Annotated in this window: 14 protein-coding genes; 7 read left to right on the forward strand and 7 right to left on the reverse strand. The window is 67.1% G+C overall.

The features are described 5' to 3' along the window. Window positions 1–27: 27 nt before the first annotated feature. A complete protein-coding gene (locus ACFTSF_RS28255; protein ID WP_380157027.1) occupies window positions 28–930 on the forward strand; it encodes a diacylglycerol/lipid kinase family protein in 903 nt (300 codons plus the stop codon). Here ACFTSF_RS28255 and pulA read toward each other — a convergent pair. After that, a complete protein-coding gene (gene pulA / locus ACFTSF_RS28260; RefSeq protein WP_380157029.1) occupies window positions 923–6,565 on the reverse strand; it encodes a pullulanase-type alpha-1,6-glucosidase in 5,643 nt (1,880 codons plus the stop codon). The two genes, ACFTSF_RS28255 and pulA, sit on opposite strands and share 8 nt — an antisense overlap. A gap of 181 nt (window positions 6,566–6,746) precedes the next feature. On the opposite strand from pulA, the gene ACFTSF_RS28265 reads away from it, so the two are divergent. Further along, window positions 6,747–10,328: a glycoside hydrolase domain-containing protein gene (locus tag ACFTSF_RS28265; protein ID WP_380157031.1), complete on the forward strand. Its 3,582-nt coding sequence runs from the start codon at window positions 6,747–6,749 to the stop codon at window positions 10,326–10,328. Further along, the gene (locus ACFTSF_RS28270) at window positions 10,325–13,072 is read left to right on the forward strand and encodes a beta-N-acetylglucosaminidase domain-containing protein (protein WP_380157033.1); all 2,748 of its coding nucleotides are present in this window, start codon (window positions 10,325–10,327) and stop codon (window positions 13,070–13,072) included. The genes ACFTSF_RS28265 and ACFTSF_RS28270 overlap by 4 nt, the downstream gene beginning before the upstream one ends. Here the strand turns inward: ACFTSF_RS28270 and ACFTSF_RS28275 are convergent. The 4 genes from ACFTSF_RS28275 to ACFTSF_RS28290 are packed head-to-tail and all read right to left on the reverse strand — an operon-like array spanning window position 13,065 to window position 15,670. After that, window positions 13,065–13,781, reverse strand: coding sequence for an NAD-dependent deacetylase (locus ACFTSF_RS28275; protein ID WP_380157034.1), 717 nt, complete (start codon window positions 13,779–13,781; stop codon window positions 13,065–13,067). The genes ACFTSF_RS28270 and ACFTSF_RS28275 overlap by 8 nt on opposite strands. Further along, complete coding sequence (locus ACFTSF_RS28280) at window positions 13,778–14,332, reverse strand: GNAT family N-acetyltransferase (RefSeq protein ID WP_380157036.1); 555 nt, start codon at window positions 14,330–14,332, stop codon at window positions 13,778–13,780. The genes ACFTSF_RS28275 and ACFTSF_RS28280 overlap by 4 nt, the downstream gene beginning before the upstream one ends. A gap of 13 nt (window positions 14,333–14,345) precedes the next feature. After that, complete coding sequence (locus ACFTSF_RS28285) at window positions 14,346–14,558, reverse strand: sulfurtransferase TusA family protein (protein WP_380157038.1); 213 nt, start codon at window positions 14,556–14,558, stop codon at window positions 14,346–14,348. Beyond that, window positions 14,555–15,670, reverse strand: a complete 1,116-nt coding sequence (locus tag ACFTSF_RS28290) for a cysteine desulfurase family protein (RefSeq protein WP_380157039.1) — start codon at window positions 15,668–15,670, stop codon at window positions 14,555–14,557. The genes ACFTSF_RS28285 and ACFTSF_RS28290 overlap by 4 nt, the downstream gene beginning before the upstream one ends. Before the next feature lie 130 nt (window positions 15,671–15,800). On the opposite strand from ACFTSF_RS28290, the gene coxB reads away from it, so the two are divergent. The 4 genes from coxB (at window position 15,801) to ACFTSF_RS28310 (ending at window position 20,167) form a co-directional block, all read left to right on the forward strand. Then, window positions 15,801–16,658: a cytochrome c oxidase subunit II gene (gene coxB, locus ACFTSF_RS28295; protein ID WP_344150542.1), complete on the forward strand. Its 858-nt coding sequence runs from the start codon at window positions 15,801–15,803 to the stop codon at window positions 16,656–16,658. A gap of 86 nt (window positions 16,659–16,744) precedes the next feature. After that, a complete protein-coding gene (ctaD, locus tag ACFTSF_RS28300; RefSeq protein WP_344151221.1) occupies window positions 16,745–18,424 on the forward strand; it encodes a cytochrome c oxidase subunit I in 1,680 nt (559 codons plus the stop codon). Then, window positions 18,421–18,816, forward strand: a complete 396-nt coding sequence (locus ACFTSF_RS28305; protein WP_344150545.1) for a cytochrome c oxidase subunit 4 — start codon at window positions 18,421–18,423, stop codon at window positions 18,814–18,816. Before ctaD ends, ACFTSF_RS28305 begins: the two co-directional genes overlap by 4 nt. Before the next feature lie 115 nt (window positions 18,817–18,931). Next, window positions 18,932–20,167: an Ig-like domain-containing protein gene (locus ACFTSF_RS28310; protein WP_380157042.1), complete on the forward strand. Its 1,236-nt coding sequence runs from the start codon at window positions 18,932–18,934 to the stop codon at window positions 20,165–20,167. 8 nt (window positions 20,168–20,175) lie between these two features. Here the strand turns inward: ACFTSF_RS28310 and ACFTSF_RS28315 are convergent, their stop codons facing one another. Together ACFTSF_RS28315 and ACFTSF_RS28320 are read right to left on the reverse strand one after the other, a co-directional pair. Further along, window positions 20,176–20,952: an FG-GAP repeat domain-containing protein gene (locus tag ACFTSF_RS28315; RefSeq protein WP_380157044.1), complete on the reverse strand. Its 777-nt coding sequence runs from the start codon at window positions 20,950–20,952 to the stop codon at window positions 20,176–20,178. Next, a complete protein-coding gene (locus ACFTSF_RS28320) occupies window positions 20,952–23,399 on the reverse strand; it encodes a hypothetical protein (RefSeq protein WP_380157046.1) in 2,448 nt (815 codons plus the stop codon). The genes ACFTSF_RS28315 and ACFTSF_RS28320 overlap by 1 nt, the downstream gene beginning before the upstream one ends. Between the last annotated feature and the right edge of the window lie 47 nt (window positions 23,400–23,446).

Consider the following 23,446-nt stretch of genomic DNA (forward strand, 5'->3'; position numbering starts at 1 on the left):
GCTATCTTCCCGGACGGACAAAATCAGTTGAGTTCTTGGCATGCGGCCGTGATCGTCAACCCGATCAAGCAGGCAGACGTCGAACAGTTCCGCCGTACCGTCGGCGATGCCTTGACCGCGCGCGGTGCCGGCGCGGTGTCCTGGTTCGAGACCACGGCCGAAGATGCCGGCGTCACGATGGCCCAGGAGGCGATCGCCGCGGGCGTCGACCTGGTCGTGGTGGCCGGTGGTGACGGGACGGTCCGGGTGGTCTGCGCCGAGCTGGCCGGTACCGGGATCGCAGTCGCGGTCCTACCCGCCGGCACCGGCAACCTGCTCGCCCGAAACCTGGGCATCTCGCTCGATTTGGACACCGCGCTCGCCGAGGTCCTCGACGGGACCGACCGCCGGATCGACAGCGTCCGGATCTCCGGCGACAACCTGCCGGACGACCGGTTCGTGGTGATGGCCGGTCTGGGTCTGGACGCCGCGATCATCGACGATGCCCCGGACGATCTGAAGGCGCGGGTGGGCTGGGCGGCGTACGTATGGTCGACGGTGAAGAACCTCAACCACCCCGTGGTCCGGGTCGAGCTCACAGTCGACGACCGGCCGCCGATCCGCCGCCGCGCCCGCACTGTGGTGATCGGCAACGTCGGCACGCTGCAGGCGAACATCCCACTGCTCCCCGACGCCACTGCGGACGACGGAGTCATCGACCTCGTCGTCCTGGCGCCCCGACGCATCAGCCACTGGCCGCGGCTCGTCCTGGGCTTGGTCATCAAGCCCTGGCGCGAACGCCACCTGGAGCGCTTCACCGGCCGCCGAATCCAAGTCACCACGGACCGTGTGGCCCGGCGTCAGTTGGACGGCGACATGATCGACCCCGGCCGCACTCTCACGGCCGAGGTCGATCCGTCATCGCTGGTGGTCCGCGTGCCGGCTACCTGACTTCCAGTACGGCGACTGTCCGGGCCGGCACCTGGATCGTGCCGGTCGCGGCGGTCCAGGTGGTCTGCTTCACCACCGGGTCAGAGCCGCTGGCCTGTACTGGGGACAACGCCGCCGACTGCCCTGCCAGCCCGGGCACTGTCTGCGTGACCGTCGACCCGGTGCTGTTGAAGACGACCAGCACACCCTTGAGCGCCGGGTCGACGTTCGGACCGACGGTGTCGTCGATGCGCATCGTGACAACACCTGGTGTCGCGCCACTCAGCGGATAGCTGAGCTTGGCCTTGATCAGGTCCGCCGAACCGAGCCGGAAGAGCGGTGTGGAGAAGCGCAGCTTCAACAGATCCGCAGCGGCCGCCGAAGCAGTCTGTACGTCGGTCGCGCTCGGCTTCAACGCCGGATTGCCGAGCAGCGGCTTCATGTAGGCCCACTTCGCCTCGTTATCCGTCTTCGGCGGCAGACCGTGCCCGAAGCCGTTGTCGGCGCCGGTCCAGTCCAGCGTGTTGAACCAGTCGCCGGAGTCGTAGGAGTTCCGGTCCAGCGACTTGCTGCGCAGCATGTCTGCACCCGCATGCCAGAACGACGGCGTCTGCGCGAGTGCGGTCGTCGCCAGCGACAGCGTGTTCATCCGGACCCGGTCTGCCATCGGCAAGTCCGTTGGCAGCTTGAAGGTCAGGGTGTCCCAGAGCGTCTCGTTGTCGTGCGCGTCGACGTACGTGACCACCTCAGCCGGCTGGTCGGCGTACCCGGCGGGGGAGCCGTTGTAGTCGACCGCATCACCGCGCACTGTCGCGCCAGTCTCCGCAGAGCGGAAGCTGAACGACCGCAGGTTGCCGGCCAGGCCCAGCTGGATCAGATCGGTGTCGTGCGCGAGGCGCTTGGCCCGGTCCGCTGCTGAGCCGTTGATCGGGTCGCCGTTCGGGTCACTGGCCGCTCCGGAGCCGAAGCCCTGCACCCGCGGGTTGTCGTCGAACGGACCGCCGCCCCGGACCGCATCGCGCAGCCGGTCGGAGAAGGTGCCGATCCCGGTGCCACCGAGATTGCCCTGACGCGCCTGCACGAACAGGGCGTCGTTCGCGACCTCACCGAAGTTCCAGCCCTCGCCGTACAGGTAGACGCTCTTGCCGTCGACACCGTCCTTGGCCAGCGTCAGTTTGTCGAGCGCGGCCCGCACCTTCAGCATGTTGGCCTTGGTGTGGTGCCCCATCAGGTCGAAGCGGAACCCGTCGACGCGGTAGTTGCGCGCCCAGCTCACAGTGCCGTCCACCATGATCTTCTCCGCCATGGCGTGCTCGGTGGCGATGTTGCTGCAGCAGGTCGAGGTCTCGACCTTCCCGGTCGCGTTCAGCCGCTGGTAGTACCCGGGCACGACCTTGTCCAGCACGGACGTCGGCGCCTGCCCGGCGGCGGGCGTGTGGTTGAAGACCTGGTCCAGTACGACGCGCAGCCCGGACCGGTGCAGTCCACCGACCATGGTGCGGAACTCGGCGACTCTCGCGAGCCCGTCCTTCTGTGTCGCGTAGGAGCCCTCCGGCGCCAGCCAGTGGAAGGGGTCGTATCCCCAGTTGAAACCGTCCTTCGCCGCCACCGCGCTCACACACGCCTGCTGCTGCTCGGAGTCTGCCGGGAACGACTTGAGATCGCAGACAGGTGTCTGCTGACCGGTCTCCGGGATCGAGGCGATGTCGAACGTCGGCAACAAGTGAACCGTGTTCAGACCCGCCTTCGCCAACGTCCGCAGATGCTTCGTCCCATCACCCTCATCCGCAAAGGCGAGGTACGTGCCGCGATGAGCGGCCGGCACAGTCGGGTCGCTGATCGAGAAGTCCCGGACATGGAGCTCATAGATCGTCGAGTCGACGGACTGCGCCAACTTCGGCGCAGCAGTGTTCGACCAGAGCGCAGGTTTGCCCGCGGGATCGTTGAGATCCACTGCGACCGAATGGGTTGAGTCGGTGGTCAGTGCGGCCGAGTACGGGTCGGTGACGACGTTCGTCTCCACCTTGCCGGTGCTGGGCGCATACACCTGCACCTCATAGCGGTAGGGCGCATTCTTGAACGACCGCGCGCCTCGGACCGACCAGGAGCCGTCGTCAGCGCGCTGCATCGGCAGCCGCTGCCCGCCGACCTGTAGTGCCACGCTCTGGGCAGTTGGAGCCCACAGCGTGAAGGTCGGAGTGCTTCCGCTCCAGCTCACTCCGTACGTACGTTCGCTTGCTGATCCGTACACATCGTCGAGCACACCGGGGATCTGTACGCCGGTCGCATCCAGCAGCCGCCCGGCATCGTCATACTGAGCCAACCCGAGCTGTCCGGTCAGGATCTTCCGTACGTCGCCCTGGTCGAGCCGCAACGTGGTGTACCCGGGGCGCACCTCACGCGGGTCGTAGCGCAACCCGACCGACGTACCGCCGATGTCATCCGCGTCGACCTTCAGCCCGCCGGTCGTCGACCAGTGCAGCCGCCAACGCGACTGCTCCGGATGGGCGACCGCCGGTACGGCGAGGGTGTCGCGGGAGAGCCAGTAAGCCTTGGCCTGGCTGAGGTCCGGCTGCGCACCGGGCTTGGAGGTCGTCACAGTGAGCGCATGGGTCGCGAGCACGTACGAGAACGTGACGACGAGTCCATCACCCGGCACGGTGATCGGTATGTTCTGAGCCGGGTAGCTCTCGTCCCACGACAGGTTGTGCGCGACCTTGGCCTCATAGCTGCCCGCTCCGATCTCACTCGTCGACCAGGTGTAGGTACCGTCACCGTCGGCGTCCGTCAGCCAGGGTCGCATGCAGGACGGGTCCCAGTCGGCCGGACAGCCCAGTTCCGACTGGAACGAGCCAGGCACGGTGATGATCGGTCCCTCCGCGGTGGAGGTGGCGGAGTGCCGGCCCTGCTCGTAGTAGAACGTCACCGGCCCGGCCGGTGCCGTGTAGGAGATGTTGGCGCCGTTCTGGTTGCCACCGGCGCCGTAGTTCACATCCCAGTTCTTGTTCAGCGCTGCCTTGTACGCGTGCTCACCGGCCGGGATCGTGTAGGTGCGCTTCCATACCTTGTCCTTCGGGTCGAGCACCAGCTGCGCCTGGTCGCAGTCCGGCGACCAGTCCGCCGGGCAACCCATCTCGCTGTTGTGATCACCAGGAACACTCACATTGGCCGGCTGGACAACCGGTCCCGTCTCACCACCGCCACCTGGCTTCGGTGCGTCGCCGACCACGCCGTACGAGCCGGACACCGAGTAGTGGCCCGCCGAGTCTCGCAGTACAGCGCGGTACTCGAGCAGCGTGCCCTTCGGCACACCGCTGACATCCTGGAACACCCGGTACGGCGCGTTGTCGTCAGAGCCGAGCCGCTGCCAGGCCGACGTACCCACTGGGCGGTAGCCGAAGGTCACGGTGACCGGTGTGTTCGCCGGAACGGCCGCACCGATCTCAGCCCGACCACCCACAACCCCGCCCGGCTCGGGCGACGACAAGTAGACCGCAGGAGCCTTGGAAGGTGCAGGCACCTTGCTCTGAGCCTGGTACACAGTCACCGACAGAGGCGCCTGGCTGAGCAGCACCCGACCCTCGCGGTCGGTCCGCACCGGCTTGGCGCCGCCATACACAGGCTTGAGCCACGTGTGCGGCCCGTACGTCGGAATCGTCGCGGACTTGGCCGTGGTCGCATTGTTGGCGACCACCAGGTACTCCACGTTGTCCGCACCAACCCGGCTGAACGCGTACAACCCACCGGCGTTCGACGAGTACCGGTGTACCTGCCGCCCGTCCGACAACGCCGGGTACTGGGCGCGCACGTTTGCCATGGCTGCGATGTGCTTGTACATCGGCGCGTTGACGTCGTACCGGTCCTTGCTGCCGATCGTCGTCGTACCGGTGCCGTCGACGACCTCGTCGTCGGTGTAGTCGGCGGTCTTGGTCGCGAACATGTCCTGCCGCGCGTCCTTGTCACCACCTGGACCGGTGAAGCCCTGCTCGTCGCCGTAGTAGACCACCGGCTGGCCGCGCGTCAGGTACATGAGCGAATGCGCCAGCTTGTCGCGGGCGAGCAGGTCCGGCCCGTTGGCGCCGCCCTGCTTGAGGAAGGTGCCCACCCGGCCCATGTCGTGGTTCCCGAGGAACGTGGGTAGCTGGTACGCGTTCGAGTCCGCATCGGTGTAGTAGTCGTCGTTCGCGTAGAAGTCCCGGACCTTCGTCGCGGGGTCGCCCTTGGCGAACGTCACCGCGTTCTGCTGGAACCCGAAGTCGAGTGTCGCCTGCAGTGCACCAGCGGTCGTGTAGGTCGACATGAACTTCGGGTCCGCGTCGAACACCTCGCCGAACATGAAGAACTTCTTGGATCCGGCATTACGAGCCGCAGCGAGGATGGCGGGTGAGAACTTCTGCCAGAACTCGAGGTTGACGTGCTTGACGGTGTCGATCCGGAAACCGTCGATCCCCAGCTCGGCCCAGGTCTTGTAGACGTCGATCATCCCGTCCCGCACCCGCGGCTGCTCGGTGAACAGGTCGTCCAGCCCGACGAAGTCGCCGTACTCGGCCGATTCGCCGGCGAAGGTCGAGTCACCGCGGTTGTGGTAGAGCGTCGGGTCGTTCAGCCAGGCCGGGACCTTCACGGTCTCGTCGGCCGGAGTCTTGAAGACCGGCACGTTCGGGAACGAGGTGTTGCGGTCCAGCGGCGGGAAGGTGTCACCACCGGCATAGGTCTTGTCGTCGAAGACGTTCCCGGCCGCATCCTTGTACGGCGTCGTCGACTTCGGGATGTAGCCGTACTGACCGGACTGGTACGCGATCACATCAGCTGTGTGGTTGGTGATGATGTCGAAGAAGACCTTCATCCCCTTGCGGTGCGCCTGGTCGATCAGCTGCTTCATGTCCGCGTTGGTTCCCAGGTGCGGATCGATCTGGGTGAAGTCGGTGATCCAGTAGCCGTGGTACCCCGCACTCACATCGGCGCCCGCACCTTGCACCGGCCGGTTCTTGAACGACGGCGTGAGCCAGATGGACGTCGTACCGAGCGCCTTGATGTAGTCGAGCTTCTGGATGACTCCGGTCAGGTCACCACCGTGGTAGAAGCCTTTGTCGGCCGGATCGAGCCCGGTCTGCAGCCGGTCGCCGGTCAGACCGCCGGCGTCGTTGCTCTTGTCCCCGTTGGCGAACCGGTCCGCCATCAGGAAGTAGAACCGCTCCTTGGTGAGGTCCTGTCGCAGGCTCGGTGTAGCCAGTGCCTTGTCGGCTGCTGTCACTCCCGTCCCGGCCAGCTCCACTGGTCGCACTGACACCACATGCGTCTTGTCGTCGTAGCTGAACGACAGCTTGGCCGGTCCCTCGATCCGCAGTGGGATGTTCGGTCCGTTCAGCACCCCACCGGCGCCGTAGTTCTCGTCCCAGCTCCCGTTGACGGTGACCTTGTACTCGTACGACCCGGCCGGTACGTCGAACACCTTCGTGTACGGCGCCGCCGTCCCGAGACTGCTCGCCGTACAGGCGGGGTCCCAGTCACCCGGACAACCCAGCTCACTCTGCAGTGAGCCGGCGAGCGTGATCACCCTGTCCGCCGACACCTGTGCCTGTGCTGGAGCCCCCAGCCCCGAGACCACCATGACTGCGGCCGCTACCCCTGCTGCCGAACGCCTGTACCCGCGCATTTGCTGCCCCTCCCGTGCCTGGTCCCCGGGGACGCTAGCCCGGGCCACAGAGGCACGGAAGGCTTCGAACGTCACAAAACGGACGGTGATTTCACCAGGATCAAAAGGTCTAGACCAATGCTTGGCGCTCTCGCTCGCGGCGGTTGACGATGGACGTCCGCCCGATGTGCAGGAGGTCCCCGTGCGCCGTCCCTGGAAGCTTTTCGCGCTTGCGCTCGCGAGTGCGTTGGTGGTGACGATCAGTCCACCGAACCCGCCCGCCCAAGCAGTACGTCCGTCTGCCGGTGGATTGTCGGTCTGGACGGAGTCGGCGTACACCTCGGTCTTCCGCGACAGCCGGCCGTCCGCCGAGTCCGGCCAGGACCTGACCCTGGACACGGCTCGCAACGACTACGAGGGAGCGCAGATCGTCTTGCGCCGCTCGCCGGCGTACACCATCACCGGTGTCGACTTCACGGCGCTGACCGGTCCCGCGGGCTCCATCGCGGCGTCCAACCTCAGCTACAACTTCGTCGGCTACGAGAGCCTCAACTACAACTCGTCGGTCACGCCGCTGCTCCGCACCGGCGCCGGTCTGTTCCCGGACCGGCTGCAGAACGACCCGTCGCTAGCGGTCGAGCCGGACAAGACCCAGTCGATCTGGATCCGCGCCTACATCCCGACCACGGCCGCCGGTGGGCTCTACACCGGCACGGTGACGGTCCGGACCAGCGTCGGAGACATCCAGGTCCCGATCACGGCGAACGTGCGCGACGTGGTGATCCCGCCGACCAAGGACAGCGAGTTCACGAACGTCCTGTGGCACAACATGCTCGGCCCGTCGTCCTGGGACCACGGTGCGGGTGACACGGTCGAGCTCACCTACCACGTCAAGCGGTACGACGACGCCTGGTGGAAGATCGTCGACAACTACGCCGCCATGCAGGCCAGGTACCGCGGCAACAACCTGCAGTTGCCGGTGATCCACCTGCTCCGCGAGGGCGGCAGCAAGGTGGACGACGCGGGCAACTACCAGTTCACCTGGACGCGCTTCGACCAGGTGGTCGAGCGGATCATGCGGGCCGGGCACATCAAGCGCCTGGAAGGCTTCACGATGTCCGGGCCGCACGACGACCGCAAGTCGCCCTGGTACGACCCCAATCGGCCGCAGGGCAAGTTCCTCACCGAGGTGCTCGGGAAGACCCTTCCGGGGACCACGCAGGCTTCCTTCAGCTGGGTGGACTGGGACTCCACCCCGGCCACCAAGTGGAACGACCAGTTCTTCCCCGCACTGCGGGCGCACCTGATCGAGAAGGGCTGGGACAAGATGTGGTGGCACCACGTCTCGGACGAGGCCGGCAGCCCGACGTGGTTCACCCTCGAGCGCACCATCCGCGCCCGGTGGCCCGAGGTGAAGATCGGTGACGCCATGCTCTGGTCGGGCGTGGAGCAGTCCAAGGAAGCCGACGTCATGATCCCCATCCTCGACGAGTACGACCGGCACCGGGCCACGTACGACAAGGAGCGGGACGACCACGGCAAGCAGCTCTGGCTGTACAACTGCATCGGTCCGGCCGGGAACTTCCTGAACAGGTTCGTCGACCAGCCGCAGTGGCACCAGCGGATGACCATGTGGTACGCCTACTCGCGCGGTGTCACCGGCTACCTGCACTGGGCCTGGATGAACTGGCAGTACCCGATGAACGACCAGCCCGGCAAGGGCGACGGCTTCATCGTCCGGGCGGACACCAACCCGAGCCGGATGACCTTCGAGTCCTCGCCCCGCTACGAGTCGCTGCGCGACGGCATCGAGGACTGGGAAGTCCTGAACCTGCTGGGGAAGCGCAACCCTGGCCTGGCCAAGGACCTGGCCACCAGCATGGCGCAGCGCGGTGACAAGTACGTCATGGACACCACCTTCCAGCAGCGCATCCGGCGGATGGCTCTGGATGCGGCAGCCGGCCTGCCGGTGATCGCTCAGGACCACGCCCTCGACAAGACCGCCACCAGCAGCTCGTCTGCCGGCGCCGGGTTCGAGGCGAGCAAGGCGGTTGACGGAAACGACGTCACCGGCTGGCGCCCGGCCACCGGGACGCAGTGGCTCCAGATCGACCTGCGGAACCAGAGCCGGCTGGACGGCATCCACCTCAAGTGGTCCGCCGCTCCTGCGAACAACTACCGCGTGAAGACCTCGTACGACGGCACCAACTGGGTGGACGCCTATTCGACCACCACAGGTGACGGCGGTGACGACTTCATCGGATTCGTCGGCAAAGCGCGCTACCTGCGACTCGAGGTGACCGGCGGAAGCTCGGCGTACCAGCTGAACTCGTTCGAGGTCTCCGGGCACCGGCTGGCCCTGGCCAACCTGGCGGCCGGCAAGACGTACCACCTGCTGCCGAACCCGGACGATCAACCGGATGAGGGCAATCGCCAGCTCACCGACGGCCAGATCGGGGACGACTGGTCGGACCTGCGGGGCGTGGGCTGGAAGACGATCAAGAACGCCAACCGCTACACCGACATGACCATCGACCTCGGCTCGGTGCAGCGGGTCGCCGAGGCGAAGGTGCATGCCTACGAGGAGTACCAGCACTACCGCCCGGACGAGCTGACGGTTCTGACCAGTACGGACGGGACCAACTACACCGCGCGCAAGACGGTCACCGGTGTCGACCCGGCCGGGCAGTCGAAGGTCTGGTACGACATCGCGTTCCCGGCGGTGCAGGCGCGCTGGGTCCGGGTGTCGTTCAATCACCGCGGCACGGACCCCGGCACGGTGACCCTGATGGATGAGCTGGAGGTGTACGGCGCCGGCTCGGCCGTGGGGCCGGAGGAGCCGGCAGGGTCGTCGGCGTTCGCGTGGAAGTACCAGAACCACGTGTTCGCGCCGGCAACCAACGGGAACCTCCAGCACTGGTGGTCTTCTCCCGGAATCGGTGTGGAGCGCGATGTGTGGCCCGCCGCCAGTCCGGTCGAGGGCAAGCCGGTCGGCCTGGCCTTCGACAACCAGCAGCACGTCTTCGCGCGCAGCAAGACCGACACCTTGCTCACCTCGTCCTGGACCGAAGGGCAGGCAGCAGTCCAGACGGCCGACCTAGGTGGCGCGGCCTACTCCGACCCAGCACCGGTGGTCTGGGGCAACCAGCGCCACGTCTTCGCTCGCTCGGCTGACGGTGGTCTGACCCACTGGTCCTGGGACGCGGCGAGCGGTCAGCAGGTCAACACCTGGCCCAAGGCCGCCGTACCGATCGCAGGTAAGCCGTCCGCCTTCGCCGCTCGCGATGAGCTGCACGTAGTCGCCCGGGGCACGGACAACCGCTTGTATCACTGGTGGTGGAAGGCAGACGCTCCCCAACCGCAGGTCGAGTCCTGGGGCGGCGAGGCGTACTCCGATCCCACGACCTTCACCTACGACGGCCAGAACCACGCCTTCGCCAAGGCCGCCGACGGACAGCTGTTCCACTGGTGGTCCGACGTGGACGGACTTCGCAGCGACAAGTGGACCGGCGCACCGGCCGGCTTCAAGGGCACTCCGGCCAGTTACCGCTACGGCACCCAGCAACACGTGGTGGCCAGAGGTGCTGACGACACCTTGTACCACTGGTGGTGGGACCAGCCGACCGACAAGATCACCTTCGCAAACTGGGGTGGTCAGGTCCAGTCCGACCCGGCCGTGTCGGTCTACAACAACCAGCAGCACATCTTCGCCCAGTCGGCCACCACAGCCCTGAGCCACTGGGAATGGGACCCGACGACCGGCTTCAAACGGGACACCTGGTGAAGCGCCACTGGTTACTGGTCGCTGCGCTCGGCGCGGGGTTGTTGACCACAACAGCCCCGGCCGCCGCAGCAGACGACCTGCCCACCCTGTCTCCAGCACCACAGTCGATCCGCCGCCTCGGTTCCGACCTGTCCGGGCTCACCGTGGTCAAAGAGACCGGTACGGCGAGCGCACGCGCCGCCGGTGCGTTGTCGGCCTGGTCCCTGCCGTCCGCCGCCGGTCTGAAACCCGGTGGCTATGTCCTCGGCATCGGCTCATACCAGGGCGAGAAACTGGCAGTCCTGGTCGGCCATGACGCGGCCGGCACCTTCTACGGTGAGCAGACGCTCGCCCAGCTGACCAAGGCCGGCTCGGTGCCCAGTGTGGCGATCGTCGACGAGCCTGCGTTCGCACTCCGCGGTGGCATGGAGTCGTTCTACGGCCAGCCCTGGCAGCAGGCCGATCTGCTGAACCACCTGGACTTCCTGGGCCGGCACCGGATGAACGCGTTCCAGTACACGGTCAGCGGCGACCCGCACACCGCAGGTGCCGAGTGGCGCACGCGTTACACCGGCGCAGATGTCGAACGGATGCGCGGGGCGATCGAGCGCGCCAAGGCGAATCAGGTGGAGTTCATCTACCGGATCAACCCCGAGGCCAACGCCTCGCCGGAAATCGCGAAGCAATTCGGGATCTGCCACATCCGTCAAGCGGACAAGGACGCGCTGATCGCCAGGTACCAGCAGCTCTGGGACCTGGGCGAGCGGACGTTCTCGATCGGCTGGGACGACGTGGGCGGCGAGTTCCGCTGTCCTGAGGACGAGCGCGCCTTCGGCTCTGATGCGAGCCCGCTCGGGGCGGCCCAGGCCCATGTGGTCAACGACGTCTACGACCGCTTCGTCAAGACCCACCCCGGTGCCCGGCTCCTCACCGTCCCGACCGACTACTGGGGTACCGGCACGACGCCGTACCGCACCCGGTTCGCCGCACTGATCCCGACCGACGTGGACATCTTCTGGACCGGTCGGGAGGTGGTGTCACCGACGATCACCACGGACGACGCGGCTGCGGCGTCGGCGGCGTTCGGTGGCCGCAAGTTGCTGATCTTCGACAACTACCCGGTGAACGACTACACCCCGACAGCCCAGCACCTCGGTCCGCTCGTCGGCCGGGACGCCGGTCTGCCGCAGTACGCGACGGGTTTCCTGATCAACGAGATGCAGGAGGCAGAGCCGTCGCTGATCGCCCTGGGTACCGCCGCGGAGTACGCCTGGAACCCCACCGCCTACCAGCCGCAGGCGGCCTGGCAGCGGATTCTCACCGAGCTCGGTGGTCCGGCCGCTGATGCGCTGCGCCGGTACGCCGAGGTGCACACCGGCTCGGTACTCACCGCTGACTCGTCGGCGCCTCTCACGCCACACGTGCGCGCATTCATCGAGGCGTATCGAGCCGGCCGGGACCTGACCGCTCCGGCTGCTGCACTGACCGACTACCTCGCTCGTCTGGGTGCCGCTCCGGCGGAGTTGCGGGCCGGGCTCGGCAATCCATCGTTCCTGCGCGACTCCGAGCCCTGGCTGGCCCGGACCGAACGCAGGAGCCGGGCCGGTATCGCCGCCGTACGGGCGCTGCAGGCCAAGGCTGCTGGTGACCTGACCGGCTACCGGGCCCGGCGCGACGAGATCTACGCCGCGCTGAACGACGCGAACACGTCGTTCCGGCTCGCGGTGCCGGGCACTCTGGACGACCTGCTCGATCTCGCCGGCGTTGCGCGAGGGACCGATGTCGTCCGGCACGACAACGGCGCCATGTCGGTGTTCGAGCGGAACCGCAACGGCATGATCCAGAGCACGTCGCAGCGGACAGCCGGCAGCACGTGGGATCCGTTCGTCAACCTGTGGCCGGTGGACGCCGCTGGGAAGCCAGAGGTCGTCGTCCGGCGCGACGGTGGGCTGACAGCCTTCGTGCGCCACGCCGACGGCCGAATCCGGACCAGTCGGCAGACCGGCCCGGGTGGCGACTGGGGCGCTTGGGAGATCGTGCTGGACCTTGTCGTCGGTGGTGACCCGGCCGCCGTGGTCGGGGACGACGGACTGATCAGCCTGTTCGTCCGCGGTACCGACGGTGTGCCAGTCACGATCTGGCAGCGTGACGGTGGCTGGCGGTCCGAGAAGATCGGCGGGACCACCATGGTGGGCAAGCCCGCGGTGGACGTCAGTCTTGACGGTCTGATGGTGATGGTGGTGCGAGATACGAACAACAAGCTGCAGAACAGCTGGCAGCCGAGTATCGGCAGCGCCTGGGTGCCGTGGAAGGAGCTACCGGGCTCGATCGGCTCTGACCCGGACCTCGTGATGAGTTACAGCGGTGCGTTCAGCGTCTTCTACCGGACCCCCGAGAACGCGGTCTCCACGACCTGGCAGCCGTCCCGGGGTGCCGCCTTCACCGGGCTGGCCCGGCTGGGTGGCATCACTGCCCAGGGCAGCCCACGAGTCACCCTCGACAACACCGGCGGACTCAGCCTGTCCGTCCGTGGGTCCGACAACCGCGGCTGGGTGATGTGGCAGCTCACTCCCGGCGGCAACTGGCAGGACGGGAAGCTGAATGGAGAGCAGGTGGCCCACTCCGACGTCCGCAACACCGACAGCGTCGGGGGAGCCGGCGTGACGTTCACGATCGATGCCGACGGCAAGCTCCGGACGTCGTGGCAGTCCGCCCTCGGTTCGGGGTGGAGCGGGTGGGCCGACCTGGGCGGTTCGCTCAGCTGAACAAGCCGGGCAGGGTCGTCTCGATCGGAGTGCGCAGCACGGTCGCCGCCTCTTCGTCGTACGGCGTCTCCTGCGCGTTCAGGATGATGAGTGGTTTACCCGCTCGCAGGGCGATGTCACACAGCCCTGCGGCCGGGTAGACCTGCAGTGAGGTGCCGATCGCGATGAACACGTCAGCAGCTTCGGTAGCGGCGACTGCGGCGTCCAGGACGGTCACGTCGAGCGCCTGGCCGAACGAGATCGTGGCGGACTTCAGAATGCCGCCGCACACCTCACACGCCGGGTCCTCGTCACCGGCGTCCAGCCGGGGGAGTACGTCGGCCATGGGGATCCGCCGCTCGCACTGCAGGCAGTCGACGAACCAGACCGTGCCGTGCAGTTCGTGAACCAACTCCGGTGCCGACCCGGCCTTCTGATGCAGGCCGTCGATGTTCTGCGTGATCAGACCGGTCAGCCGGCCCTGCCGCTCCAACTCGACCAGTGCGAGATGACCGGCGTTCGGCTCGGCCGTCCACGCCGGTGCGGCCAGCCGGAACTTCCACGCCTCCACGCGCACCTCGCGCCGAGCGACGTACTCGTCGATGTCGAACATCGCCTGTGCCGCCGGGTTCTTCGTCCACACCCCTTGCGGCCCCCGGAAGTCGGGGATCCCGGAGGCAGTGGAGATCCCTGCCCCAGTCAGTACGGCGATGCGGTCGGCGTCGATCACGCCTCGGACTGTATCCAGTCTGTCGCGAGCACCGACATCATGACCTCGTCAACCCACTCGCCGTCCCACAGCAACGCGTCCCGGAACACGCCCTCGACCACGAACCCAGCCTTCTCGTAGGCACGCTGGGCCCGCGGGTTGAACGCGTACACGCCGAGGCTGATCCGATGCAGACCGATCTTCTCGATCCCGTAGCCGACGATCAGCCGGGTCGCCTCGCTCCCGAGCCCACGGCCCTGCCCGGAAGCCCCGATCAGGATCCGGAAGTTGCAGGACTGGTTGTCCGGGTCCCACTCGTTCAGCACCGCCTCGCCGACAACCAGCCCGGAGGCCTTGTCGACGATCGCGAGGTCCAGCCGGTCGGTCTGATCCTGCCGGGTCCGGTACCACTGCCGGGCCCGCTCCTCGCCGATCTCCTCGTGGCTCCCGGTCAACCGGGCCACGTCCGGGTCGTCCATCGCCGCGGCGAGCGCGGGGTAGTCGTCCTCGGTCACCTGTCGCAGTACGACGAGCTCACCAGTCAGCGTCGGCTTGTCAGAAAAGTCGGTCACGCAGCGGAGTGTGTCAGCTGACCCGCCGGACCACATACACATTTTCGGACGCCGAAACCAGCTCCTGCGACCGCATCCGGCACCAGGCCGGGATGTCCGTCGCCGCAGCGGGGTCGTCGGCCAGCACGATCACGGTCTCGCCCACGGCGACAGTCGGTAGCGCCTTGGCCAGTTTGATCACCGGGAGTGGGCAGAGCAGCCCACGGCAGTCCAGCTCCACGTTCACATCCCAACCTCCGCCCGGATCCGCGCCACGATCCCCGGCAACACCGTGCAGAACCGGTCGACCTCGCCGTACGTCGTCGTCCGGGCCAGCGAGACCCGGACATTGCCGTGGGTGAGCACACCCATCGCCGCCAACACATGTGACGGTCGCAACGTACTCGACGTACAGGCGGAGCCACTGGAAACAGCGAAGCCCGAAGCGTCCAGTGCGGTGACCAACGCCTCACCGTCCACGTAGAGACACGAGAACGTGAGCACATGCGGCAGACGGTCCTCCGGATCACCCACCACCTCGACATCGGCAACATCCGCGGCCACCCGCTGCCGGATCTCCGCGATCCACGCCCGGTGCTGCCGGTCCAGCTCCGCAGCCTCCGCCAGCCGGGCCTGCAGCGCGGCCGCTGCGGCCAGCAGGTTGGGAACGTCAGGGAACCCGGGGGAGAGGCCGTCCTCCCGCTCGTCCATCGGCCAGGCCGGTGCGATCCGGGTGCCCTTCCGAACCGCCAGCAGCCCGACACCCGCCGGGCCACCCCACTTGTGCGCACTCGCCGTCAGTACCGACCACCCACCCGGTACGACGTCGTGCCCGAGCGACGCCGCTGCGTCGACGAACAGCGGCACGTCGCCACACGCCGCAGCCGCCCCCTCGATCGGCTGCCGCGTCCCCACCTCGTGGTTGGCCGACTGCAGCACCGCCACCGCCACTCCGGGCTGCCGGACTGCCTCGGTGAACGCCTCCAGGTCCACTCGGCCCAGCAGGTCCACCCCGACCTCCACACCGGCATCACCAGCCGTGTGCAGTACGGCGGAATGCTCCACCGCACTGTGGACGACCGCCGCCCCGACCCGCCGCCGAGCAGCCAGTACGGCGGACAGTCCGGCGCGGATGGCCGCCGTACCGGAGGTGGTCAGGTAGAGCTCGTCAGGGCGCACTCCGACGCCCTCGGCAAGTACCGCCCGGGCGTTGTCCAGCAGCAGCCGGGCCGTCCGTCCCTCGTGGTAGAGGCGGACCGGATCGGCCCACCCGGAATCCACTGCCGAGAGCAACATTTCCCGCGCGGCCGGATGCAGAGGCTCCGCCGACGCAGCGTCCAAATACCCACGCTCATCCACAGGGGAAACGCTAAGGCCTACCTATGCGCAGGACGGCGTTTGGTGTCCAGTAGTGTTTGGTCGTCAGTCTCACTTGGGAAGGGAAAGGCGCCCCGTGGGTTCGAACGGCACGTCCGGAGTGGAGGAGCGCATGGCAGGTCCTGCCCGCGCCACACGTCCGGCGAAACGACGGCTGCTGGCCGCGGCGGCAACGGTGCTCGGCACCGTGCTGCTGACCGGTTGTTCGTCGGAGACCACTGAGCAGTGGAAACGACTCGGTCTCCCCGAGGCCGCCTCGGACCGGACCGAGGCTGTCCGCAGTCTCTGGATCGGCGCGTGGATCGCGGCCTTGATCATCGGCGTCGCGGTGTGGGCCCTGATCCTGTACGTCGTGGTGCGCTACCGCAAGCGCAACGACGAGGCACCCAAGCAGGTGCGGTACAACCTGCCGCTCGAGGTGCTGTACACGCTGGCCCCGTTCGCGATCATCGGGGTGCTCTTCTTCTACACCGTCGAGCACGGCAACCAGATCACCAGGATGTCGGGCACGCCCCAGCACACGGTGAACGTGGTCGGCCAGCAGTGGCAGTGGACCTTCAACTACAAGGAGCAGGTCAACGGGCAGGAGGGCGTCTGGGAGACCGGCACGCTCGACAAGCCCGCCGAGCTGTGGCTCCCGGTGAACGAGTCGGTGCACTTCGACCTGACCTCGCCGGACGTCATCCACTCCTTCTGGGTCCCGTCGTTCTACTTCAAGCTCGACGTGATCCCGGGCCGGACCAACAAGTTCGAGGTCACGCCGACCAAGACCGGTACGTTCGCCGGCAAGTGCGCCGAGCTCTGCGGGCTCTACCACAGCCGGATGATCTTCAGTGTCAAGGTGGTCACCCGCGCCGAGTACGACCAGCACCTCAAGGAACTGGCCGACCGCGGCCAGACCGGTGCCGCCGTCGGCGGCAAGGACGCGACCACCATTCCTGGTCACGGTGAGCAGGAGGGCGGGAAATGACCGACTTCGCCGAGCGCTCCGGCGCCATCGGGACGAGTGCGGCACTGCCGCGGCGGCGTAGCAAGGGCCAGATCGCGGTCAAGTGGATGACGACGACCGATCACAAGCTGATCGGCCACCTGTACCTGATCACCTCGTTCGCGTTCTTCCTGATCGGCGGCGTGATGGCGCTGCTGATCCGGGCCGAGCTGGCCAAGCCGGGTCTGCAGATCGTGAACGAAGAGGTCTACAACCAGCTCTTCACGATGCACGGCACGATCATGCTGCTGCTCTTCGCGACGCCGCTGTTCGTCGGCTTCGCGAACGTGATCATGCCGGTCCAGATCGGTGCTCCCGACGTCGCGTTCCCGCGGCTCAACATGTTCAGCTTCTGGCTGTTCCTGTTCGGCGGCCTGATCACGATCAGCGGCTTCTTCACCCCCGGTGGCGCCGCCGACTTCGGCTGGTTCGCCTACGCCCCGCTGTCGAACGCGGTCCGTTCGCCGGGGATCGGCGGTGACCTGTGGATCATGGGTCTGTGGATGGCCGGTCTGGGCACCATCCTCGGTGCGGTGAACTTCGTCACCACGATCATCACCATGCGCGCCCCGGGGATGACGATGTTCCGGATGTCGATGTTCACCTGGAACATCCTGGTGACCTCGATCCTGGTCCTGATCGCCTTCCCGATCCTGGCCGGCGCGCTGCTGATGCTGGAGGCGGATCGAGCCTTGGGGGCTCACGTCTTCGACGCCGGGAACGGCGGTCCACTGCTCTGGCAACACCTGTTCTGGTTCTTCGGGCATCCAGAGGTCTACATCATCGCGCTGCCGTTCTTCGGCATCATCACCGAGATCCTGCCGGTCTTCAGCCGCAAGCCGCTGTTCGGCTACATCGGCCTGGTCGCCGCGACGCTCGGTATCGGCATCCTCTCGGTGGCGGTGTGGGCCCACCACATGTTCGTCACCGGAGCGGTGAACCTGCCGTTCTTCTCGTTCATGACGTTCTTGATCGCGGTCCCGACCGGGGTGAAGTTCTTCAACTGGATCGGCACGATCTGGGGCGGATCGGTCTCGTTCGAGACCCCGATGCTCTGGTCGATCGGCTTCCTGACGACGTTCCTGTTCGGCGGCCTGACCGGCATCATCCTGGCCTCGCCGGCGCTGGACTACCAGCTGTCCGACTCGTACTTCGTGGTCGCGCACTTCCACTACGTCGTCTTCGGCACGGTGGTGTTCGCGATGTTCGCCGGGTTCTACTTCTGGTGGCCGAAGATGACCGGCCGGATGCTCGACGAACGCCTCGGCAAGCTGCACTTCTGGCTGCTGTTCATCGGCTTCCACACGACGTTCCTGGTGCAGCACTGGCTGGGCGTCGAGGGGATGCCGCGGCGCTACGCGTCGTACGGGGCGAACGAGGGCTTCACCACGCTGAACGAGGTCTCCAGCGTCGGCGCCTTCGTGCTCGGCCTGTCGATGCTGCCGTTCTTCTACAACGTCTACAAGTCCCGCAAGGCACCGCTGGTCAACACCGACGACCCGTGGGGCTGGGGCCGATCCATGGAGTGGGCGACCAGTTCGCCGCCGCCGCGGCACAACTTCGACAAGCTGCCGCGGATCCGGTCCGAGAGCCCGGCCTTCGACCTGCACCACCCGGAGCTGGCACTCGCCGAGTACCCGGCCAACCGGGCCGCAGCTGACAACTTGCTCGATGCCGGCGAGGACCAGGGCCGCGTGGCCCTGCTCGAGGAGAACGCGGCGAAGAACGAAGGGAAGGACGGCGCGTGAAGGTCGAGGCCTGGGTCTTCGGACTCCTGAGCGTGTTCGTACTGGTCGTCACGCCGATCTACTGGCTGATGTCGGAGGACCCGACCGGGACCACCGCACTGGTGATGACGTTCTTCCTGTCGCTGCTGATCGCGTTCTACCTCAGCGTCACCGCCCGCCGGATGGACGCCCGTCCGGAGGACCGCAAGGAAGCCGAGATCGTGGACGGGGCCGGTGAGCTCGGCTTCTTCCCGCCGCACTCGTGGTGGCCGCTGTTCTGCGCCCTCACGCTGTCGGTGGTCGTGCTCGGCCTGGTCTTCGGCTGGTGGCTGTTCATCGCCGGGTGCGCGATCGGGATCGTCACGCTGTCGGGCTTCATCTTCGAGTACTACCGCGGTGACCACGCTCACTGATAGTTGAAAGCATCATGAGAACGCCGTCCGGGCCAACCGGACGGCGTTTTCGTGCGTCTGAGGAACGACGGGTTACGCTGGGCGGCGGTTGACGGATACAGGGGAGAACTGGGGAATGGTAAGCAGGAAACACGGCCTGGCCGTGGTGGGAATCGCGGCGATGCTGCTGGCCGGCACCGCGTGCAGCGACACCGAGGGCGGCGCCAAGCCGGGCCCCGGTGGCACCCAGAGCAGCAGTACGCCGGGTGTGTCGACGCCTCCCGGCACCTCGGCGACGCCGTCGGACAACCCGGCCGCGGCCAATGTCGCGGTGGTCCCGGCGAACGGCGCCAAGGCGGTCGCGCCGGACAAGCCGGTGACCGTGACCACCTCGGTGGGCACGATCAAGTCGGTCACGCTCAAGGACGACGACGGTGACACCGTCGACGGCACCCTGAACGCCGACAAGACCCAGTGGACGGCCGGCCCCGGGGTCAAGCCCGGAGCGACGTACACGCTGAGCGGCTCGGCCGAGGGCACCGACGGCGCGAATGTGCCGATCTCCTCGAGCTTCACCACCCTGAAGGCGACCAGGAACCTGAAGGCCTCGGTCGTCCCGCTGAACGGCGAGACCGTCGGCGTCGCGCTCCCGATCCAGATCTACTGGAACAACCCGGTCACCGACCGCGCCGCGGTCGAGAAGCGGCTCGAGGTCAAGACCTCGGTCCCGGTCGAGGGCAGCTGGCACTGGGTGAACAACAAGCAGGTCAACTACCGGCCGAAGGCGTACTGGCCGGCCGGCACCAAGGTCACGGTGCTGATCAAGACCGCCGGGGTGAACGCCGGCAACGGCACCTGGGGTGCCGCCAGCCGCGAGATCAAGTTCGCGATCGGCAAGTCGGTGGTCAGCAAGGTCGACGTAGCGAAGCACACGATGACGGTGACCATCAACGGCAAGCTGGCCCGCACCATCCCGATCACCGCCGGCAAGGACGGCTTCACCACCCGCAGCGGGGTGAAGGTGATCATGGAGAAGTTCGCCACCAAGCGGATGGACGCCCGGACCGTCGGCATTCAGCCCGGCGACCCGGAGTACTACGACATCCACGACGTGAAGTGGGCCCAGCGGGTGACGAGCTCCGGCGAGTTCATCCACGGCGCCCCGTGGTCGAGCGGCAGCCAGGGCAGCGCCAACGTCAGCCACGGCTGCGTCGGGATGAGCCTGGCCAACGGCCAGTGGTTCTTCAACCAGACGCTGCGCGGCGACCCCGTCGTGGTGACCGGCACCAAGCGGTACATGACCGCCGGTAACGGCTGGACCGACTGGAACCTGCCCTACGAGAAGTACAAGCAAGGCTCAGCGCTCAGCTAGCTAAAGGGCTAGAGGGCCATCAGGGTCGCCTCCTGCCAGCCGCCGCCGGCAGCGTAGCGACCCGAGCTCCACGGATTGCTGGTCGTGGCGCCGCTGTGGGGATACACCCCCGCGGCGCCACTGCTGTCACGGACAGTGATGTCCAACCGACCGTCCCCGGTCACGTCCTGCAGCAACATCACGTTGGCCAGCCCCCAGCCGCTCCCTGCGGCGATCTGAGCGCCTGTCGCGGTCACATGGACAGTCAGGTTGCCGGACCCGTCCCGGGCCACCAGATCGGCACGTCCGTCGCCGGTGACATCACCGACGAGCAGGGCGGTGGTCGAGTTCCAGTTCACCCCGACACTGAACGGTCCGGTCCAGTTGGCCGCCGTACCGGATTTGCCGTTGTGCGGGTAGGTCCACATGCTGCCGTCGCGGCGGCGGCTCACCAGGTCCGGCTTGCCGTCACCGGTCAGGTCACCCATCCCGATCCAGTCCGCGATGTCCCAGCCGGTGAGGCCGGTCGAGTACGGCGAGTTCCAGCCGGCCGCGTTCCCGCTCAGCCCGTTGTGCGGATACACGTGGAGGGTCTGGTCATTGCGGACCATCACCAGATCCGCCTTGCCGGTGCCGGTCGCGTCGGCCAGGAAGATGACCCGGGCGATGTCCCACCCCGTCGTGTTCGTGTCGTAGGAGGTCGTCCACGGGTTGCTCGCCGACTGACCGTTGTGCGGGTACACGATGAGGCGGCCGTTCCGGCGGATCACCATGTCGGCCTTGCCATCGCCAGTGACGTCGATCATCAGTTGACCTCCGTTCCGTTGACGACCAGCCGCTCCAGTCCCGGGACCGGAGGCCGGTGAACCGTGACCTTGCTCGGGTTCTGCGCCCAGTTGGTCGAGTGGGTGACGTTGAGTGTCTTGCCGTCCGCGGACAGCCGGAAGCGCAGCGACATCGGTCCGAACAGCGTGGGCATTTTGTCGAACACCGTCTCGGAGTCCTTCGAGATCCAGGCGAGCGGGCAGATCCGGAGCAGGTGTAGTTCGCCGGCGGTCACCGCGTCGTCGATCACCGCGTGCCGGGCGGCCCAGGTGATCAGCGGCTGGGTGAAGAGCGTCCCGTACATGCCGTGCCGATGCTCGCCGGAGATAAACGTGTCCGGCGAGATCGCGCCGGTGAGCAGGCCGTACAGCCCTTCGAGGAAATGTGCGCGGTCGCCTCGCTGCCAGCTGTGGAAGAGGTTCCAGCTGTAGCAGGGCTCACCGCTGCTCTGCTCGTGATCCAGGACGACCCGGTCGAGCGCGGTGTGGTGCGCGGGGTCGAAGTTGGCCACGTTGGGGCCGACCCGGAAGAACTCGACGAACGACGTCATCAGCGGATCGTCGGCGGGGAGCAGATCGGCATAGACCGACATCAGGGCGCCACCGTCGAACGCTTCCAGGTCCGGCCAGGCGCTCTCGTTGCCGTAGAACTTGCTGGGCAGGATCGGGTGCTTGACGCCGCTCGGATCGGTCCACCGCGGCGCGGTCGTCGCCTCTTGGCGAAGTGTGTTCGCGTAGATGGTCCGGAAGGAGTCGGCGAGCTGCGCGAACTCGTTCGCTCGCGGGTGCGAGATCCGCTGCAGCAGCTGTACTGCGGTCCGTAGACCACGGTGGATCCAGGCCTGACTCGAGATCGCCTGCTGGACCTGGGCGGTGTCGTTCGCCTTGCCCGGTGGCATCAGCCCCTTCACCGCCGCATGCCCCTGGTACTGACAGGCCCGCTGGATGAACTCACAGGCCTTCACGATCGGCGTCAGCCAGCGGTTCAGGAACGCCTGGTCCCCGCTGAGCAACACGTGCCGGGCCGCCGCCTCCAGGATCGCGCCGTGGTCGCTGAGCCAGTGGAACGGCTGCAACTGCGCTGGGGTGGCAAAGAAGCCGTCATGGGAGAACTGCTTGTAGTCGTCACCCGGCGGCTCCACCGTGCCCTGGACCGCCAGATACAGCTCCAGATGCGACGCCACCACGTCGTGGTAGCCGAGGAGGTCCAGGAACATGTGGCTGACCATCGAGGTCGGCGTACTCCACAGCATGTCGTAGCCGTAGGAGCCGGACAGGAAGGTGTGCTTGCCGGTGTCCGGGCTCTTCTCACCGATGATCTCGGCCAGCTGCACGCTGCGACGGAAGAACTGGTCGACATACGGCTCCGGCGTGCTGATGGACGCGGCGGTGGCCGGCTTCTTGGCCCAATACGTCTCCGCCTGCGCGAGAGCACCGGCGTACCCGAGGGCTAGCTCAGCGTCGATCTCAGCACGCGGCTGGGGGAGCATCGGCACCAGTACGTCGACGTAGGCGCCCTTGCGAGCCTGGATGTTCACCGTGAGGTCGTACACCCCGTTCGCGCCGGTCAGCGTGGTCGCACCGGGCACGCTGACTGCCATCCGGACCAGTCCGGCGCTGTCGAAGACCCGGGCGGGCACAGGCTCCGGTCCGGGGTTGAAGACCTGCTCGATCTTCAGAGTGGTGTCGAGCGGTGCCGTTGACGGGATGACCTCCATGGTGACGAAGGCGTCCTGCTGCTGCGGCGGATCGATCCGGTGCTTGATGTATGCCTTGCTGAGCCGCAGAACGAAGGAGAACGACGCCGGCGGCCGCACCTCACTCACCTGCTCGATCGAGAACCGCGTCCATGCGTAGATCGGCTCCAGCGCCGTCTGGACGTCAGGGGCACCGCGGAGATGCGCGAACACCGACTGACGCAGTACGACGCCCTCCTGCCGCCGGTGCTCGGTCCACAGCACCGGCGTGTGCTTGTCCTGCTGCCAGCCCTGGATGCCGACTCCGAAGTCGCCCTTGTACAGGTAGTAGCGCCCGGTCGGCATCGGCGGGGTGACCCCGCGGTCCGGCATCACGGGGGTTACCTGGAAGTCCTTGTTGACGTAGGCGTCCAGGTACGGCTTGGGGTGACCGACCGGCAGCGCCACCGCCGGCTGGCACACCATGGTGCCGTTGTAGAACATGTCGAACCGGAACAGGTGCGACTTCCACCCGACCGGCGTCCAGACACCCCGCTGTGGGGCCCACCACCGCAGGGCCTCCTGGACATTTGGTTCGCCGAACACACCCGCCGCCTGAGCCTGCTGGGCCTGGGCAACTGCGGCGGGCGCGGCGGCCGCCGTACTGGCTGCTGTGCTGGTGGACGTCAGACCGGCGGCAGTCGCAGCACCGGCCAGTTGGAGGGCGCGTCGTCGAGACAATTCGGGCGGCATGGAAGAAGTTTTCGACATACCGAAGACGCGCGCAAGCAGTTAGACCA

The organism is Kribbella sp. NPDC056951 (assembly GCF_042674205.1).
Lineage (GTDB): Bacteria > Actinomycetota > Actinomycetes > Propionibacteriales > Kribbellaceae > Kribbella > Kribbella yunnanensis.